This is a genomic window from Cupriavidus sp. 01L415, assembly GCF_056400065.1.
Genome location: NZ_JBFTSP010000012.1, coordinates 124949 through 141231, shown reverse-complemented (window position 1 = coordinate 141231; position 16283 = coordinate 124949). Strand labels below are relative to the sequence as shown.

Sequence of the window (16283 nt, the reverse complement as noted above, 5' to 3'; positions counted from 1 at the left end):
GGCCAGCGCTTTGCCTCGGACTTCCTTCAGACTCCCAGTCGCCCGGGAAACCCTTGTCTCTGGCTAACACTTCCCCTTGCCGGGTGTGTAAGGGACTTGCACCCTCAAGTGAGTGCGCCCTGCCGGGCGCACCACGAAAAAGGGCCGGCAAAGGCCGGCCCCGGGCAGGACTGCTACCACCGAAAAGCTGTCAGGGTTTCGATTCCGGTACGGAGTCGAGACCGGTCTCCTTGACGACCGATTGCGCCGCCGGCGCGGCCAGATATTCGAGCAGCGCCCTGGCTTCCGCCGGATGGGCGGCATTGACGGGAATGCCCGCGGCAAAGCGCGTCACCGACTGAACGTCCTCCGGAATCCGTCCGGCAAAGGTCACGCCGGGCACTGGCAACAGTTCGCTGACTTGCTGGAAGCCGATCTCGTACTGACCGTCCGCCACCACGGTGGCCACGGGGATCTTCGGAATCATCTTCGCCTTGGCCTGTAGCGCGGCGGGTTCCCCCAGGCGCTTGAACAGTTCCCGCTCGATATAGACGCCGCTGGCGCTATCGGAATACGCGATTGACCTGGCCTGCATCAGCGTCTGCCGCAGCGCGTCGAGGGTGCGGATGTCGGGCACCACCGCCCCCTGGCGGACCACCATGCCGATCCGCGAATCGGCCAGTTCCACGCGCGACTTCGGATCGACCACGCCCTTCTTGATGAGATCGTCGAGCGCATAGCCGACCATGATGACCACGTCCGCCTGCTCGCCACGCGCGAGTCGATTGGGAATGGCTTCCGGCGCCTGCCCCATCGACGGCCCGAGCGCGGTGTCCAGCGTGTTGCCGGACTGTGCGGCGAACTTCGGTCCGAGGATCTTGTAGGCGGCGGTGAATCCGCCCGAGGTCATCACGTGAATGTCCGCGGCCTGCACGGCGGGGGCCAGCAGCGCGGTGGTGGCAGCGGCGGCCAATGCGGCCGCCCAGCTTTTATACATGTTGTCTCCTGTCGGCGGCGCGGCATCTGTCGTGCCATTCGTCCCCGGCGTGGTTGCGCCAGGCTGGGGCGGATTCGCGCCATATCGGCCGCACTATAGATATCGCAATGCAGCACCGCTAGTCGGCTTTCGTGAATGCGGCCTTCAGTTCTCGTGAACACCCAGTCACCAGCCCGCCATCACGAGTGCAGAACTCGCCGGGCGGCGATATGGAACGCCGCTGGCGACGAGGCAGACGCAGATTGGCGCTTGACGGCCATCGACGCCCCACATATTCTTTTATGAACTTCTTGTTCATTTTTGAACATAAATGCGGTTTGTGAAGAGCAGACCGCCGCAACGGAGCGTCCCCATGATTTCAGGAAAGATCGGCATCAACGGTGCCGGCATCGGAGGCCTGGCCGCGGCCATCGCCTTGCGCAAGCTCGGCATGGATGTCGTGGTGTTCGAGCAGGCCGCGCGATTCGCGCGCGTCGGCGCGGACATCAACCTCACACCTAACGCCGTCCGCGCGCTGCACGGCCTGGGCGTGGGGGATGCGCTGCGCGAAACCGCCGCGCGCCCGACGCACCGGATCAGCCGCATGTGGGATACGGGCGAGGAAACCTCGCGCCTGGCAATGTCCGATGACGCCGAGCGCCGCTACGGCGCCCCGCAGCTGACGATGCATCGGGGCGACCTGATGTCCGCGCTGGAAGCCGCCGTGCCGTCATCGTGCGTGAAGCTGGCCCACAAGGCGGACAGCATCGTGCCGCGCGAGCAAGGCGCCACCATCCGCTTTGCCAACGGCAGCGCCGAAGACGTGGACGTGCTGATCGGCGCCGACGGCATCCACTCGATCGTGCGCAAGGCCATCCTTGGCGAGGAGCATCCGATCTTCACTGGCGTAGTGGCCTATCGCGCCGTGGTCCCCGCCGAACGGCTCGCAGGCGTACCCAACATCGGCGCGTTCACGAAATGGTGGGGCGCGGAGCCGACCAGCCAGATCGTCACGTTTCCGCTCAACCGGGGCCGCGAGATTTTCGTCTTCGCGACGGTGGCGCAGGACAGCTGGCGCAATGAATCGTGGACCACGCCGGGCCGGGTGGAAGACCTGCGCGCCGCCTATGCCGGCTTCCACCCGGACGCCCGCGCGCTGCTCGACGCCTGCGACGACGTCCTGATCTCCGCGCTCTATGTGCGCGATCCGCTGCCGTCGTGGTCTGCCGGCCATATCGCGCTGATGGGCGACGCCTGTCATCCGATGATGCCGTTCATGGCGCAGGGCGCCGGCATGGCGATCGAGGACGGCGTGGTGCTGGCCCGCTGCCTGGCCGAAGCCGACGCAGACACCGCGCCCGCCGCGCTGGCGCGCTATCAGGCCGCGCGTCGCGCGCGGACCAGTCGCATCCAGATCGGCTCGCGTGGCAACGAATGGCTCAAGGCCGGCGGCAATGCTGACTGGGTGTACGATTACGACGCCTGGAACGTGGCACTCGACTGAGCCCGCCGTTCGTTCTTCACTTCATTTCCCCGATGCCCAAGCCAGCCCCGCTGCCAGACCTGTCTTCCGAATTCGATGCCGACGACGCGGCAGGCATGTCCCAGCAGCTGGTCTCCCCGGTCATCCGTGGCCTGCGACTGCTGCGCTTTATCGCGGAAGGCGGATCGACCGCCAACCTGAGCGAGGTGGGCCGTCGCATCGACGTCAACCGCGTTACCGTCATGCGCCTGCTGGCAACGCTCGAGCACGAGGGCATGGTCGAGCGATTGCCACAGGGCGGCCATACCGTCGGCTTCTCGTTCCTGAAGCTGGCCTCGCACGTGCTGGCCGCCAATGACCTGACCACATTCGCGCGACGCGTGCTGGCGCGCCTGAGCGGATCGCTGCAACTGTCCGCCTATCTGGCGGTGCCCGATGGTGGCGACGTGCTCTACCTGCTGCGCGACATGCCGAACACCGGGCTGGTCAGCAATATCCAGGTGGGCAGCCGCGTGCCGGCGCACCTGACCACGCCGGGGCGGATGCTGATCGCACATCTGTCGCCGGAACAACTGCGCGAGCGGCTGGGCGACGATCCGTTGCCGACCGTCACAGGCCAGAGCCCCGGCACGCACGCGCGGCTGGCGGAAATCCTCGCCGCCGACCTCGAGCGTGGTTGCGCCTGGAGCTTCTCCGCATTCGAGCCCGGCATCGATGCCTGCGCGGCGCCAGTGCATGACGCCACCGGCGAGGTCGTGGCGGCCATCAGCGTCGCGGGCCCCCAGCAGCGATTCGAAGCCGATGGCACGTTGCGCGAACGCGTGCAGAAAGAGGTCAAGGCCGCGGCCAAGGATCTCTCGGCGCTGCTGGGCTATCGACCGTAAGAGGTGGTTCGTCTTCGGGTGCGCACCGGCCGTGGACGCTCCCGCGCCATTGGCTGGTCCGTCGGCTTGGGTAGAGCACTGCTCGCCCAGAGCAGTTGGTCGGGGCGGCTGGCATTCCCTCAAGACGAGAAGGCGCATTTCCTGAAAGTCATGCGTGACGTTTCGTGATTACGCTATCCGTGTTCCATTTCACGGAGTGCGTATGATCAATTCTGCAAATTCAATTGGCTCTGGGCATACCTCTCCACAAACAGGGATAAATCAACCCGGGAGCAAGGAAGCAGCGATATCGAAATTGAATCGCTCAGATGCAAGACCAGAATTGAAGAGCGCCATCATGCAGGTGCTGGATTACCGGAACTCGAACGAGCATGATCTCTCGTTTGAAAGAATGGGGAATCTGGAATCGTTATGGTCTTGACCGGGAACGACCACACACCCGCCGTCGCGCCCCCGGCTTGCATCGTGTACCGCACTTACGGAATTTGCGCCGATCATGCGCCGGTAGCGAATCGCAAACGACCTGAAAGTGAAGCGAAGGCGAATGCAGCGCGATCGCCTTTCGCGGCGTTCAACGTGCTTCAACTCGCACGCCGTTTGCGCCATCGTGCCATGTCAGCGGCAAGCTCTTTGGATGGAGCAATCGGCCCTTTGAAAAAGGGCGGAGCCGTCATGTGGCCGCGATGAAGATGACCCGCTTTTCACGCGGGGCCACCTGATAGCGCGTGGTATAGACTCAAGTCACGCATCCGCCTTACCTTGGCGGGCGGTTTCGACGCGAGGTGCATCTATGATCCGAGTTCTGTTTGCCGCGATGCTATGCGGGATCACGCTGGGCGTGCTGGGTTGTGCCAGTCCGCAGATGGGCGCCGATAATACGCATCGATTCAACAGCGATCCATACAACTACGAATTCAGCCGGAATCTGTAGCGCACTGCTGGCGCCAGTGTCCCAGCCGTCGGCCGGATGGGGCACCGGCAGCAAAAGCTCTCCCCCGCCTCCGTTGTTTCACTCCCCTCCGCCACGCCCCTCCTCGCCGAATAAAGCAGCCTCTCAGGCGAACTTCCACGCCCGCCTTTCCTCTCTCGCCCCGAGCACGTGCGGCGGATCCGAGCCCGCTGCTGCATTCCGGACAACTTTCCAATTGACGGGACGATTGGGTTAGCACTCGCCGTGCACGAACCCATACCCTTGCTGCACCGGAAGGAGACCGGAATGAACCATATCGTCAAACAGGACGGAGGAGAGAGGAGAGCGCATGAAAAGAATGGGAGCACTCTGGGCAATGGCGGTAGCAGCGGCGCCAGGCATGGCGGCGGCACAATCGGGGGTGACCCTCTATGGCGTGGCCGATCTGTACACCGAGTACGTCAATACCGGCGCGAGCCATGTCGCGCGCGTCGAGGATGGCGGGCTGTATCAATCGCGGTGGGGCCTGCGCGGTAAAGAGGAACTGGCGGCGGGTCTGTTCACGGTATTCACGCTGGAGACTGGACTTGCGCTTGATAGCGGCACCGCGCAGCAAGGCGGACGCCTGTTCGGGCGCCAGGCCTGGGTCGGTCTGAGCAGCAATGACTGGGGCGCGCTGACACTCGGCCGGCAAAACACGCCGATTTACTACATCGAGGGGCAAGCATCGGCCTTTGGCTTCTCGCCATATGGCCCTCTGGGACGCCTGCAGAATGGCGGTCCTGCTGGTAGTAGCCTGACTGCACGCGTCGACAATTCCATCCGATACGAAAGCCCCGAGATTGCCGGACTGCAGGGCAGCGCGATCTATTCATTCGGCGCCGAACGGTCCAGCGCCCCACGCGACGCGGACACGTTTGCGGGCGGCGGGCTAACCTATTCACGCGGCCCCCTGTGGATGGGCGTTGCCTACGAACGCACCTACAGCATTAGCGCCGTCGCGGGTGCGGATCGGGACGAGCGCGCGATTGGCGCCACCTACGAATTCCCCTGGCTGAAGTTATTCGCCAACGTACGCCAGGCCACACGCTGGGTGCCCGGGCAGTCGACGCTGAAGGATCGTGGTTTCCATGTCGGCACGACCATTCCCGTGGGCGGCGCCGGGCTGGTACTGCTGGCGTACGGCATGCAGCAGTCCGTCGGCACACCCAACCGTGGCCAGCAGGCGTCGATCGGGTACCAGTATTCGATGTCAAAGCGGACCACGCTCTATGCCAACGCCAGCAAGATCTGGAACACGAACCTGGCCAACTATACGTTCTCGAATATCCCGAATGGCGTCACGGCAACCAGCGTGACCGATCCGCGCGGGGTCATGATGGGCATGCGGCATCTATTCTGATGCACGCACGCAGGCCGGTCACCGTTGCCAGTCCGGTGCCCGCGCCCGCGATCGGCGTCAATCACCGGAAGAATCATGAAGCGCTCTACCCTTGCCGTAGCTTTTGGCATGCATCTGTTCTGCGCGTCGATCGCATCCGCGGCCGACGTGATGCAACTGCAGACTCTGGGGGCGGACGCGGCCGTTCGGCTAGCGGAGGCCGCCAGCCGGTTCGCCAGCGATCGCAAGCTCGCTGTCAGCATTGTCGTGGTCGACGTATCCGGCCACTTCCTCAGCGGCGTGAGAATGGATGGCGCCCCGTTTGCGACCTTTGACGTCGCGCGCGGCAAGGCCATTGCTTCGGCGGCGACGGGAGGCGCCTCCGGTGCCGATCTCGTCAAACGCTATCAGGCCAACCCGATCGTGTTCGGCCAGATGAGTTCGCTGGTCTACGGCGGGCCAGTCTTTCCATCGCAGGGTTCCCTGGGCGTGTATGTTGGCGGCCGGTTTGTCGGCGCCGTCGGCGTGAGCGGCGGGCCATCGGACGCGGATGAGGAAATCGGGCGCCGCGGCCTGGCAGCGATCGGAGCGACCGAGGCGCCCTGAGCGCCAGGTTTCCCAGGGCACCTCGGCCATGCGATGGCGCACGCCAGTGCGTCACATGCTATGGCGCTGGATCAGGAAGCGCTCGATCCGCGTTGCGAGGTCCACCGGCGCCTCATCCATCGGATAGTGTCCCGCGTTGCGTACCACGTCGATGGTCAGGTCACGGAATGCCTTGCCGTACGTCTGCGTCATGACATCGACGGTCAGCGACGGGTCGTGCTCACCGACCAGCAACAACGTTGGAATACTGGTTCCCGCGATATCCGCAGCGAGATCGGTGTCGGCCCATGCCCGGAAGTACGCAGCAAATGCGTTGACATCGGCATGCCGCGTCGAGGCGCGGGCCATCCTGCTGACCCAATGCCGGCTCAGGCGTTCTCCAGTCGAATGATTGATGACAGCAAACCTTGCCTCGAGATCGTCGGCGGCGCGTTCAAACAGAGCGCGTGTCGGTTCGTCGAACGGCACCGGCGAGGGCGGCACGGGCGTAACGCCAACCATGGCGATAACGCGCGCGGGGGACAGCATGGCGACGGCCTGCATGGCCTTGCCTCCCAGGGAATGCCCGATCAGCGAGAAGCGATGCCATCCCAGCGCGTCGCCAAACGCCAGCACGTCGTCTGCGATCTCCCGCAGATCAAACCTGCCCGGCGTGCCCAATCGGGCGCCATAGCCTCGATAGTCGATGAAGGCATAGGTGAAGCGTTCGACGTCGAGTACATCCGGAAGCGGGCCCCAACCGCGTGCATGGCCGAACCACCCGTGCAGGGCAATGACTGGGTGCGGGCCGTGTCCAATGATGACAACACCGCCGTTTTGATCTTGCTGCATTGCGTTTCCTCCGGTCGTCGATGGGGCGTCCATATTGCATGAGGCGCCGCGTCGCGAGCCGTCGGCCCGTCAAGTTCTCGGACCATCCGGTAAGTACCGCGCCGTGCGGCACCCGGCGATCGGCGGCGAACCCACCGGAATCGCAGAACGGAGGACGTTTTGGTAAACGGCTCCCCAAATTGGGAAGCGCATTTTGTCCGAGTCAGTAGAGTAAGCGCCTGGGCCGATGCTGTCGCCCACAGAGAGAGATTCACCAGGAGACAAGAGTCAATGCCAAGTCGGACGCCTTCACCCATTCGTACCGTTTCCATGAGGAAAACCAGGCGTGCCGCCATCGTTGCGGCCATCATCGCCGCACTCCCCGCGGCAATCGCCGGCATGTGGCCCGGCGCCGCCAACGCCGCCGCAGCCGACGCCAACGCACCGGCCAACTGGAAGCCGTCGAAGCCTATTGTCTTCATCGTCCCGTTTCCACCGGCGGGTATCAATGACGTACTGGCCAGGACCCTGGCGCAGCGCCTGTCGAGCACGCTGGGACAGCCGGTCGTGGTAGAAAACAGACCGGGCGCGAGTGGCAACATTGGTGCCGAGGCGCTGGTACGGGCGGCACCTGATGGCCACACCATTGGCATTCTGAACAGCATCCACGCCGTGAATGCAGCGTTCTACCGCAAGCTCCCCTACGACGTGGCACGCGATCTGGTGCCCGTCGCGCCGTTGGGCGAGTCGCCGCTGGTGCTCGTCACGAATCCGCGCACGCCTTACAAGTCCGTCCCCGAGCTGATTGCCTATGCCAACGCGAACCCCGGCAAGATCAACTACGGCGGCCCAGCCAGCTATCCGCTTGAGATGATCAAGACGATGGCCGGCGTAGACATCACCAATATCCCATACAAGGGCAGTGGCCCGACGATCAACGACATGATTGCCGGTCACATCGATCTGGCGACGGGACCACTGCTTGAGTACATGCCGCATGTCAACTCGGGCAAGCTGAAGCTGCTGGCGGTAGGCAGCGCAACTCGTCTGAAGACGCTGCCAAACGTGCCCGCTGTGGCAGAGAGCATTCCCGGCTACGACATCACTGTCTGGTATGGCGTGTTCGCGCCCAAGGGGACGCCCGCGCCCGTGGTCGAGCGCCTGCGCGCCGAAATTCGCGCGATCATGAACGATGCGGGAATCCGCTCGAAGATGAACGGCCTGAGCGTAGACACCGCCTTCAGCGAGGCTGGCGTGATGGGACTGACCACGCGTCTGGCCCGCGAAACGCAGCGCGCGCAACAAATCGTTGCCAAGACCGGTGGCTACCTGAACTAGACCCGGCAATCCCCTGCCACGAGGAGCCCGACGTGAAATTTTCCACGGAGCGCCGGCAGCTGGCCGCCCACATGCTCGCGTTGTACGCGCTGGCGCTGGCGCTGCCGTCGTTCGCGCAATCGGCATCGGAAGTGAGCGAAGCGTCATCGACGCGGCTCATAGTTGAACAGGTATGCGCGGCATGCCACGGCAGCACTGGCCAGAGCGTTCGGACGGACTATCCCAGCCTGGCGGGCCAGAACGAGGACTACCTGTTCAAGCAACTGCGGCAGTTCAAGGGCAGCGTCGGCGAGCCAGCGCTGCGACACGACGCCACCATGGCTGCGATGGTGCAGAACATGAGCGACGCGCAGATGCACGAGGTGGCGCGCTATTTCAGCCGGCAGCTACCGGCACGCGGCCAGGCCACCCTGCCGCAACTGGTCGAGGCCGGCAAGGCGATCTACTGGAAGGGCAATCCTGCCGCGCGGCTACCGGCTTGTGTTTCATGCCATCGGCCGAACGGGGAAGGTATCGCGCCGGACTTTCCACGCATTGCAGGCCAGCAGCCTGACTACGTTGTGAAGCAGTTGCACGCATGGAAGGCCGGCACGCGCGGGGGGCCCGGCAAGCTGATGAGCCTGCTGGTGCCGCTGATGACAGACGAGGAAATCGTCGCCGTTGCGCAGTATGTCGCGCAACTTCACTGACAGATATCACATCGCCGTCCAGTGCGATGCATCCACGGACGGCGGCCCAATCAAAAGGAAATCCAACGATGACGATCAATCGGAGACACTGGCTAAAAGCTGCCGGCGCGCTTGGACTCGGCGCCACTTCGCTTAAGGTGGCGGCCCAGGCGACGGCAGGCCGCCACCCCGCGCCCACTGCGGCCGCTCCAGCCTCGCTCCCTGTAATCCGACCGGGCAAGATCCACCGGATCGAATCCGCCAACGAGACGGTGCGCGTCGGCATTCTCGATCCCAAGGCAACGCCCGTCGCCAGCATCGAGTCTGGCGATCTGGTGATGTACCCCAACACGTGGGTCAATTGGGCCAACGGCGCAGCCTATGGCATGAGCTTCGAGGATCGGGAACCGGTGCGCAAGCGCTTTCCGCAGGGACCGTACTCGAATATCGGGCCCGTGGAGCTGCGTGGGGCGATGCCCGGCGACGTGGTGGAATGCCGGATGGTCAAGCTGCGTCCAATCGGCTGGGGCTGGAATTCGGCACCCAAGGGTGTCGGCGCATTGCCGAACGATTTCTCCAGGCCATACCTGCGCTACTTCCAGTTCGACGAGAACCGGCAATACACCGAGTTCGCGCCAGGCATCCGCATCAAGCTTGCGCCGTTCCAGGGCGTGATGGCGGTGCAGCCGGCCGGCGACGAGCCCGTCAGCGGCATCCTCAGCGGCCCGTATGGCGGCAACCTTGTATTGCGCGAACTTGTCGAGGGGACCTCACTGTTCCTGCCGGTCCAGCGACCCGGCGCGATGATCTGGACCGGTGATTCGCATGCTGCCCAAGGCGATGGTGTGGTCAATCAGACCGCCATCGAAACCGCGATGGAGGACATGCAGATCCAGTACTTCCTACACAGGCAACGCCCCCTGCCGATGCCGATGGCGGAGACACCCAGTCACTGGATCATTCTCGGATTCGGCAAGAATCTCGATGAGGCGCTCGTCGCATGCTTGCGGCAGATGCTTGACTGGGTGAGCGCCGCGACCGGGATGGATCGGCAGGACGTGTATTCGCTTGCCAGCATCACCTCGGACTTCCGCATCACGCAGTACTCGAACCAGACGGCCAGCAATTACACATCGATTCCCGCGAAGACGGTGCATGGCATGCTGCCCAAGGCCGTGTTCGACGCGACGATCCAGGAAAAACTATCGCGCTCTCTGCGCGGCTGACCCTGGTGACTGCCTGCGTTGCGCCTCAGTCTCCCGCCGCACCGCCCGGCAAGCCGGTGCGGCGAAACTCCGATGGACTGAGTCCCAAGTGCTGGACGAAGAAGCGCGAGAAGTGTCCTTGCGCGCTGAATCCCAGTTGGTGGGCGACGTCACCGATGGTGGCGTGCCGTTCCGCCAGCAAACGCGTGGCGATGCCGATGCGGATCCAGTCGAGATACTGCTGCGGCGAAACTCCCATGCATGCTTTGAACTGATGGAACAGTCGGCTGCGAGACATGCCCACCGCGCTGGCGACCATGTCGACGTTGGGATTTTCTCCGGCGTGGATCCGTATGTATTCGGTCGCACGCTTTATCCGGTAGTCCAACGGCCGGGTGCATGCCAGCACTTCGGTCATCGACCGCTGCTGAAGATGGTGGGCGGACACTCTGCGCGCCAGTTCCGCGACGGCGGCCTCGCAATTGGCCGCACCCAGCCCCGCCTCGTCGGTCAAGTCCCGGACCAGGCAGGTACCAAGGGCCGTTAGCGATGCGACGCTATCTGTATCCATGCGCACCAGCGCTTCGCTGAAACGCAGACCGCTGGCGGGATTGTTGACGCCGAGCGCGTGCCCTAGCCATTCGGGGTCCAGAAACAATGCCAGCAGCAGTGAAGGCGAGCCTTCCTTCGCGCACTTTGCGTGTGTCGACCAGGGGTTGATCAGGAGCGCGGAATTGTCAGTCAGCGTTGTCTCCTGGCCGTCGATCTTGAAAGTCGCGTCCGTGCCGCCGACCTTGAAGATCAGATGAAACTCCGCATGGGCATGCGCGACTAGCGGCCCCGAGATGCGATGCAGGGTGGCGCGGCCAAAGCTGCCGTGCACGATCCGTATCTGACGGTCCTTTGCCATTCAAGTTGTCTCCACAAGCAGCCACGGGGCATTGTGCCGATGCTTTCCAAGGAGAGCGCCCTCTGACATGGCCTCGCCACCCGCCCGTGCTGCAAACGTTTGCAGCTAGCTTATGTCAGTGCCGCCATCGCCGTCAAGGGGCCGGGTGCGCGCTTGCGTGGTTGGCTTGCTACTCCTCTACGCCCAGTCCCAGGGAGGCCGGATGCCGGCCTGGCCGGCCAGTGCCTCCAGCGCCACAGCGGTTGCGGGCGCGAGAGCAATCCCGTTTACACCGCGTTCGCTAGCTGCGGCATGGCCTCGCTCCCCCGGCAGGCGCGGAGGGCCTTCCGCAGAAGGTGGCAGGCCGTGGATGGCGGCCACCAGTTCGGTCAACTGTGCTTGAAACTGTGCACGGTCCAGCAGTTGTGCGATATCAATGACCAGCATCCACGCATTCTGGGTGTGGCGATGCTTGGCGGAGGGCGACTTTAGCGCGGGCGCCAGAATCGGATGACTGGTCAGAAGGCTGCAAGCTATTTCGGCCATCAACGCCAGGCCCGAGCCTTTCGGCCCGCCCAGCGGCAATGGGGTTGTCGCCTGGGACGCGTCAGTGGTCGGATTGCCCAAGGCATCGATGGCCCAACCCGGTTCAAGCGGCTGACCGGTGGCTCGCGCCTGCATCAGCTTGCCGAAGGCAACCGCCCCCGAAGCCATGTCGAACACTATCGGCTCGCCGAGTCCCGGACAAGCCATGGATAACGGGGCCGTCGAAACACCCGCCACCGTCGCGCCGTGGTAAGCCATCAGCGGCGCCGACGCTGCCATCGCCATTGCGAACATTCCTGAACTGGCCACATGGGCTGTGTGAAAGCCTAGCGCGCCGGTGTGTGTCGTCTCGCGCAAAAGCACCAGGCTTGCGCCGCCCCGCCGGGCGCAGGCGATCGCCTGGTCTGCGGCAGCGCGCATGCCCAGCGCACCGGCGCAGCGATCGCCTTCGATCACGGTCAAGGCTGGCAGGCTCAGTCCGACCCGTGGTATCGCCCAGCCATTCATATCACCCGAAGCCAGCCACGCAGCATACTGCGGGATACGCGAAACCCCATGAGCAGGCGACCCGCGGAGGTCTGCCCAAACCAGACTCTCTGCTACCAGCGAGGCGGCCTGTTCGTCGAGGCCCGCCGACGCGAGCAGCGTCTGCGCGAAGGCTTGTAGCCCGGTCGCACTCATCACTGTCGGGTGACGCGCAGTCATGCGACCTCCGTACCCGCCTCGTACGCCGGGAAGAATTTGTACAACCAGTCCGTGACAAGGTTCAGTGCCGCGCGGCTGTCATCGGAGAAAATGAAATGATCGATCTCCGAGAAAAGATGCAGCTCAGCCGGCATCCTGGCATTGCGGAACAGCTCGATGGACTGCTCTGTTGGCGTGACCGAATCATCGGCCGGATGCAACAGCAGCAGGGGACGGGGAGCAATATCGCCGACCACTGCATTGGGCCGGAATCGCAACATACTTTCAACCACCTCGAATGGGAAGTCCATGAAGCTCCCCTCAGGCAGGTTGTCGCGCAGCTCGGGAGGGATCGGCACGATGTCGAAGCGCGAGACGCGCATCGACTGGCCCTTTGCCAGCGCCGCACGGCCTTCTTCCACCATTGCCTCAAAGCGCTGCCAGGCCAGCGCACCGGCATGCTGCTGGCGCAGCTTCAGTTCCCCATCGCCCCATCCGGCCGATGAAATACAGGCACCGACGCGGGCGTCCACGCCTGCTGCATAGACCGCCACGGCCGCACCGAAGCTGTGGCCCATCACGGCAATCTTCCCGGGATCCACGCCGGGCACGCTTTGCAGAAAGCTGACCGCGTTTCTGGTGTCGCTCACCTGGTCTTCGCATAGCACCTTGCCGCGCTCGCCCTCGCTATCGCCACAACCTCGCATGTCAAAGCGCAGCACCACATAACCGAGTGACGAGAATAGCCGGGTAGCCAGTTGGACCATCCCATCATTCTGGTTGCTGCCGAATCCATGCAGTACAGCGATAGCGGGACGTTGCTCGCCTTCGGCGAGATCAACAGGCAAATGCAATGCGCCGGCGAGCCGAAGCCCGTCGGAGATAAATGTCACGTTTGTGTGCACGCTTGGTTCTCCAGGTTGCTAGCGTGCGATGTTGTACGAAAACCGCCGCTCTCTGGCTGCCCAAGCATCCAATGACTTACCGAATCGTCCGCTTAGTTCGAGGATGACGTGACCTGACTCGAACAACGTCCAGGGTCAGGGCGGTCGAGCCAGCCATGTCGGCAAACAGGACGGTAATGATCTTGCGCTCGCCGCCGGTCTCTCCGCGCGCCTCCCGCGCCGCCTGTTCGGCACGGATGCGTTCAGCCAGGTGTGGCGGGGTCTATTGGATGGGTGCAGCGGACACCCCGCCGAGTCCAGAAGAGCCAAGAAAGGGGGGCAGTTCACCTTCGCTCCCCTTCCTTTTACGCTTCCAGCTTCATCGGCATCGACCTGCGCCGTGATTTTGTCGCCAGGTACAGCGCGTGCGCCACGGCCGGCGCCACCGGCCCCACCGACACCTCGCCACAGCCTTGCGGCGGACGGTCGCTGTCGACGATCACCACTTCGATCTTCGGCATCTCCGCCAGTTGCAGCAGCGGGTAGTCGTGGAAATTGCTTTGCTGCACCACGCCTTCCTTGAAGGTGATCTCGCTCTTGAGCGTATTGGTCAGCGCAAAGCCGATCCCGCCTTCGATGTTCGCGCGGATCAGGTTCGGGTTGATCGCCCTGCCCGCTTCCACGGCGCACACCACGCGGCGCACCTTGAAGGCCTTGCCGGCGCGCTCCAGTTCCAGCGCCATCGCCACGTAGGTCTGGAACGCTTCACCCCGCCCCGTGTACAGGTTGAACGTGAAGCCCCGCGTGACGTTGGGCGCCGGCTTGCGATCCCAGTTGGCGCCCCTGGCCGCCGCATCCAGCACGCGCACGGCCAGCGGGTTGTGCGCCAGCAGCCCGCGGCGATAGCGGTACGGGTCCATGCCCGCCGCGTCGGCCATCTCGTTCACGAAGCTCTCGAGCATGAAGATGCTCGACGTCGATCCCACGCTGCGCATGAAGCTAACGGGAATCGGCTGCTTCACGTCAATCATGTCCACCTTGAGGTTGGGCACGCGGTAGACGCAATCGTAGATCGCCTCGAGCATTGTCTCGTCCCAGCCACCGTTCTTCGCCATGCGATCGGCCTTGATCACACCGTATAGCGACTGCCCCGTCAGCCGCGCATGCATTGCCAACGGCCAGCCGCGCTCATCGAGCACCGCACGAAAGCGTCCGGATACGCCGGGGCGATAGAAGCCATGGCGGATGTCGTCCTCGCGCGAGCGGATCACCTTCACCGGCTTGCCCACCGCCGCCGACGCGCGCGCGGCATGCACGACGAAGTCCGGCAGGAACTTGCGCCCGAAGCTGCCGCCGAGGAACGTCGTGTGGACGATGATGGTCTCGGGCTTGCGGTTGTAGAGCTTGCCCAGCGCGTGGCGCACGAAGTCCTGGCCCTGGATCGGTCCCCAGACTTCGATGGCATCCTCGCGCACGTGCACCGTGGCGTTCACGGACTCCATCGTTGCGTGCACGATGTAGGGCGTGTGATAGTCGGCTTCGACGATCTTGCCGCCAGCGGCCAGCAGCGCGTCCGGGTCGCCCAGCTTTGTGGCGACCACCGCTTCCGGCGCGCCCAGCGCGGCCTTTCGCGCCGCCATGATGTGATCGCTGTCGAGGCTTCTTGCCGCGCCCGGATCGACGTCGATCTCCAGCGCGTCGGCGCCCTTCTTGGCCAGCCAGTAGCTCGTGGCCACCACGATGGCCGTATCCGGGGCCTGGACCACGGCCTTCACACCCGGCATGGCCTTGACCGCATCGGCATTGCGGATGCCAACGACCTTGCCGGTCACGGTCGGCGGCATCTTCAGCGCGCCATACAGCATGTCGCCGACCTTGACGTCGATGCCAAACTCGGCGGAACCGTCCACCTTCGCCGGCGTGTCCAGACGCTGCAAATCCTTGCCGATCAGCTTGTGGGCGGCCTCGTTCTTCAGGCGCGGCGTGGGATTCAGCGGCAGCTTCGCGGCTTCCTCGGCCAGTTCTCCATAGCCAAGCGAACGCCCCGTGGCGCCGTGATAAACGCGGCCCCGCTCCGTATGGCACTGGCCGGGGCGCACCTGCATGCGCTTTGCGGCGGTCAGCACCAGCACCTCGCGCGCCTGCGCCCCCGCGATGCGCAAGCGCTGATAGAACAGCGTGGCCGACATCGACGCGCCCACGAACTGCTGCGGCTCTTCATACGCGGCGCCGGTGCGATAGGCGTCGCGGCCGGTGACGAAGGTCACCCTGATGCCCTGCCAATCCGCGTCGAGCTCATCGGCCAGCACCTGCGGCATGCCCGTGTAGACGCCTTGCCCGCATTCGCATTGCGACAGCCCCAGCGTGATCTTGCCGTTCGGCTCGATCCAGATCCAGTCGGTGATCTCGCTGGTGCCATGCGGCCCGCTGTCGACGGTGCGATTGGCGAGCACCGGCAGGGGAATGCACAGCGCGCCCGCAATCGCCGCGCTGCCCTTCAGGAAACCACGGCGCGACAGGCTGGCGACCGTTTCACTTTGCAGCGGCATGTACGGCCTCCCGGATTCGGTGATAGGTGGCGCAACGGCACAGGTTGCTGACGGACGCATCGATCTCCTTGTCGGTGGGATGCGGGTTCTGCCTGAGCAGCGCGGTCACGGCCATCACCATGCCGGACTGGCAGTAGCCGCACTGCGGCACATCCTTGGCGATCCACGCCTGCTGCACCTTCGTCGAGCGGTCCGGCGACAGTCCTTCGATGGTGGTCACATTGCGTCCCGCCACGCTGGAGACGGGCGTCACGCAGGACCGCTGCGCGTGGCCGTCGATGTGAACGGTGCAGGCGCCGCAAGCGCCGATCCCGCAGCCGTACTTGGTGCCGGTCAGCCCGGCGTCATCGCGAATCACCCACAGCAGCGGCGTGTCGCCGTCGCCGTCGAAGCGGGTCGCTTTTCCGTTCAACACAAAGTCCATGGTTGCCTCGCTCGTGCAAGAAAAGACGGCCGCAGGCCACCCTGCACGGTGCGGGGTGCGGCCAGGT

The 16283-nt window shown here is 64.3% G+C and carries 16 protein-coding genes; 9 read left to right on the top strand and 7 right to left on the bottom strand.

What is annotated here, in order from left to right:
* Positions 1–190: 190 nt before the first annotated feature.
* Positions 191–976, bottom strand: a complete 786-nt coding sequence (locus AC1DOX_RS18560) for a substrate-binding domain-containing protein (RefSeq protein WP_441619428.1) — start codon at positions 974–976, stop codon at positions 191–193.
* A 352-nt stretch (positions 977–1328) separates the two neighbouring features.
* Between AC1DOX_RS18560 and AC1DOX_RS18555 the strand changes: the two genes are divergently transcribed.
* The 6 genes from AC1DOX_RS18555 (at position 1329) to AC1DOX_RS18530 (ending at position 6219) form a co-directional block, all read left to right on the top strand.
* Positions 1329–2459, top strand: a complete 1131-nt coding sequence (locus AC1DOX_RS18555; RefSeq protein ID WP_441619426.1) for an FAD-dependent monooxygenase — start codon at positions 1329–1331, stop codon at positions 2457–2459.
* Positions 2460–2491: 32 nt separating this feature from the next.
* Positions 2492–3322 carry an IclR family transcriptional regulator gene (locus tag AC1DOX_RS18550; RefSeq protein WP_477101481.1) on the top strand — a complete coding sequence of 277 codons (831 nt, stop codon included), beginning with the start codon at positions 2492–2494 and terminating at the stop codon, positions 3320–3322.
* A gap of 202 nt (positions 3323–3524) precedes the next feature.
* Positions 3525–3743: a hypothetical protein gene (locus tag AC1DOX_RS18545; protein ID WP_441619422.1), complete on the top strand. Its 219-nt coding sequence runs from the start codon at positions 3525–3527 to the stop codon at positions 3741–3743.
* Positions 3744–4112: 369 nt separating this feature from the next.
* Positions 4113–4253, top strand: coding sequence for a hypothetical protein (locus AC1DOX_RS18540; RefSeq protein WP_441619420.1), 141 nt, complete (start codon positions 4113–4115; stop codon positions 4251–4253).
* 328 nt (positions 4254–4581) lie between these two features.
* Entirely contained in the window at positions 4582–5634 is a 1053-nt protein-coding gene (locus tag AC1DOX_RS18535; protein WP_441619418.1) for a porin, read from the top strand.
* A 108-nt stretch (positions 5635–5742) separates the two neighbouring features.
* Entirely contained in the window at positions 5743–6219 is a 477-nt protein-coding gene (locus AC1DOX_RS18530) for a GlcG/HbpS family heme-binding protein (RefSeq protein ID WP_441619416.1), read from the top strand.
* A 51-nt stretch (positions 6220–6270) separates the two neighbouring features.
* Here AC1DOX_RS18530 and AC1DOX_RS18525 read toward each other — a convergent pair whose 3' ends face one another.
* Positions 6271–7083, bottom strand: coding sequence for an alpha/beta fold hydrolase (locus AC1DOX_RS18525; protein ID WP_441619414.1), 813 nt, complete (start codon positions 7081–7083; stop codon positions 6271–6273).
* A 276-nt stretch (positions 7084–7359) separates the two neighbouring features.
* Between AC1DOX_RS18525 and AC1DOX_RS18520 the strand changes: the two genes are divergently transcribed.
* The 3 genes from AC1DOX_RS18520 (at position 7360) to AC1DOX_RS18510 (ending at position 10261) form a co-directional block, all read left to right on the top strand.
* Complete coding sequence (locus AC1DOX_RS18520; protein WP_441619412.1) at positions 7360–8367, top strand: Bug family tripartite tricarboxylate transporter substrate binding protein; 1008 nt, start codon at positions 7360–7362, stop codon at positions 8365–8367.
* A 32-nt stretch (positions 8368–8399) separates the two neighbouring features.
* Positions 8400–9056 carry a c-type cytochrome gene (locus AC1DOX_RS18515; RefSeq protein ID WP_441619410.1) on the top strand — a complete coding sequence of 219 codons (657 nt, stop codon included), beginning with the start codon at positions 8400–8402 and terminating at the stop codon, positions 9054–9056.
* Positions 9057–9124: 68 nt separating this feature from the next.
* Positions 9125–10261 carry an acetamidase/formamidase family protein gene (locus AC1DOX_RS18510; RefSeq protein WP_441619408.1) on the top strand — a complete coding sequence of 379 codons (1137 nt, stop codon included), beginning with the start codon at positions 9125–9127 and terminating at the stop codon, positions 10259–10261.
* 25 nt (positions 10262–10286) lie between these two features.
* Here the strand turns inward: AC1DOX_RS18510 and AC1DOX_RS18505 are convergent, their stop codons facing one another.
* The 5 genes from AC1DOX_RS18505 to AC1DOX_RS18485 form a co-directional block, all read right to left on the bottom strand.
* Positions 10287–11150 carry an AraC family transcriptional regulator gene (locus tag AC1DOX_RS18505; protein WP_441619406.1) on the bottom strand — a complete coding sequence of 288 codons (864 nt, stop codon included), beginning with the start codon at positions 11148–11150 and terminating at the stop codon, positions 10287–10289.
* Between the two features lie 177 nt (positions 11151–11327).
* A complete protein-coding gene (locus tag AC1DOX_RS18500; RefSeq protein ID WP_441619404.1) occupies positions 11328–12380 on the bottom strand; it encodes an Ldh family oxidoreductase in 1053 nt (350 codons plus the stop codon).
* Positions 12377–13252 carry an alpha/beta hydrolase gene (locus AC1DOX_RS18495; RefSeq protein ID WP_477101479.1) on the bottom strand — a complete coding sequence of 292 codons (876 nt, stop codon included), beginning with the start codon at positions 13250–13252 and terminating at the stop codon, positions 12377–12379. The genes AC1DOX_RS18500 and AC1DOX_RS18495 overlap by 4 nt, the downstream gene beginning before the upstream one ends.
* 356 nt (positions 13253–13608) lie before the next feature.
* The gene (locus tag AC1DOX_RS18490) at positions 13609–15792 is read right to left on the bottom strand and encodes a xanthine dehydrogenase family protein molybdopterin-binding subunit (RefSeq protein WP_441619400.1); all 2184 of its coding nucleotides are present in this window, start codon (positions 15790–15792) and stop codon (positions 13609–13611) included.
* Complete coding sequence (locus tag AC1DOX_RS18485; RefSeq protein ID WP_441619398.1) at positions 15776–16216, bottom strand: (2Fe-2S)-binding protein; 441 nt, start codon at positions 16214–16216, stop codon at positions 15776–15778. Before AC1DOX_RS18485 ends, AC1DOX_RS18490 begins: the two co-directional genes overlap by 17 nt.
* Positions 16217–16283 lie beyond the last annotated feature (67 nt).

Excerpts from the sequence above, each read along its gene's own strand:
- AC1DOX_RS18555 (WP_441619426.1), top strand. The coding sequence starts at position 1,329 with ATGATTTCAGGAAAGATCGGCATCAACGGTGCCGGCATCGGAGGCCTG.
- AC1DOX_RS18545 (WP_441619422.1), top strand. The coding sequence starts at position 3,525 with ATGATCAATTCTGCAAATTCAATTGGCTCTGGGCATACCTCTCCACAA.
- AC1DOX_RS18505 (WP_441619406.1), bottom strand. The coding sequence starts at position 11,150 with ATGGCAAAGGACCGTCAGATACGGATCGTGCACGGCAGCTTTGGCCGC.
- AC1DOX_RS18550 (WP_477101481.1), top strand. The coding sequence starts at position 2,492 with ATGCCCAAGCCAGCCCCGCTGCCAGACCTGTCTTCCGAATTCGATGCC.
- AC1DOX_RS18530 (WP_441619416.1), top strand. The coding sequence starts at position 5,743 with ATGCATCTGTTCTGCGCGTCGATCGCATCCGCGGCCGACGTGATGCAA.
- AC1DOX_RS18520 (WP_441619412.1), top strand. The coding sequence starts at position 7,360 with ATGAGGAAAACCAGGCGTGCCGCCATCGTTGCGGCCATCATCGCCGCA.
- AC1DOX_RS18560 (WP_441619428.1), bottom strand. The coding sequence starts at position 976 with ATGTATAAAAGCTGGGCGGCCGCATTGGCCGCCGCTGCCACCACCGCG.
- AC1DOX_RS18485 (WP_441619398.1), bottom strand. The coding sequence starts at position 16,216 with ATGGACTTTGTGTTGAACGGAAAAGCGACCCGCTTCGACGGCGACGGC.
- AC1DOX_RS18510 (WP_441619408.1), top strand. The coding sequence starts at position 9,125 with ATGACGATCAATCGGAGACACTGGCTAAAAGCTGCCGGCGCGCTTGGA.
- AC1DOX_RS18540 (WP_441619420.1), top strand. The coding sequence starts at position 4,113 with ATGATCCGAGTTCTGTTTGCCGCGATGCTATGCGGGATCACGCTGGGC.
- AC1DOX_RS18525 (WP_441619414.1), bottom strand. The coding sequence starts at position 7,083 with ATGGACGCCCCATCGACGACCGGAGGAAACGCAATGCAGCAAGATCAA.
- AC1DOX_RS18535 (WP_441619418.1), top strand. The coding sequence starts at position 4,582 with ATGAAAAGAATGGGAGCACTCTGGGCAATGGCGGTAGCAGCGGCGCCA.
- AC1DOX_RS18490 (WP_441619400.1), bottom strand. The coding sequence starts at position 15,792 with ATGCCGCTGCAAAGTGAAACGGTCGCCAGCCTGTCGCGCCGTGGTTTC.
- AC1DOX_RS18500 (WP_441619404.1), bottom strand. The coding sequence starts at position 12,380 with ATGACTGCGCGTCACCCGACAGTGATGAGTGCGACCGGGCTACAAGCC.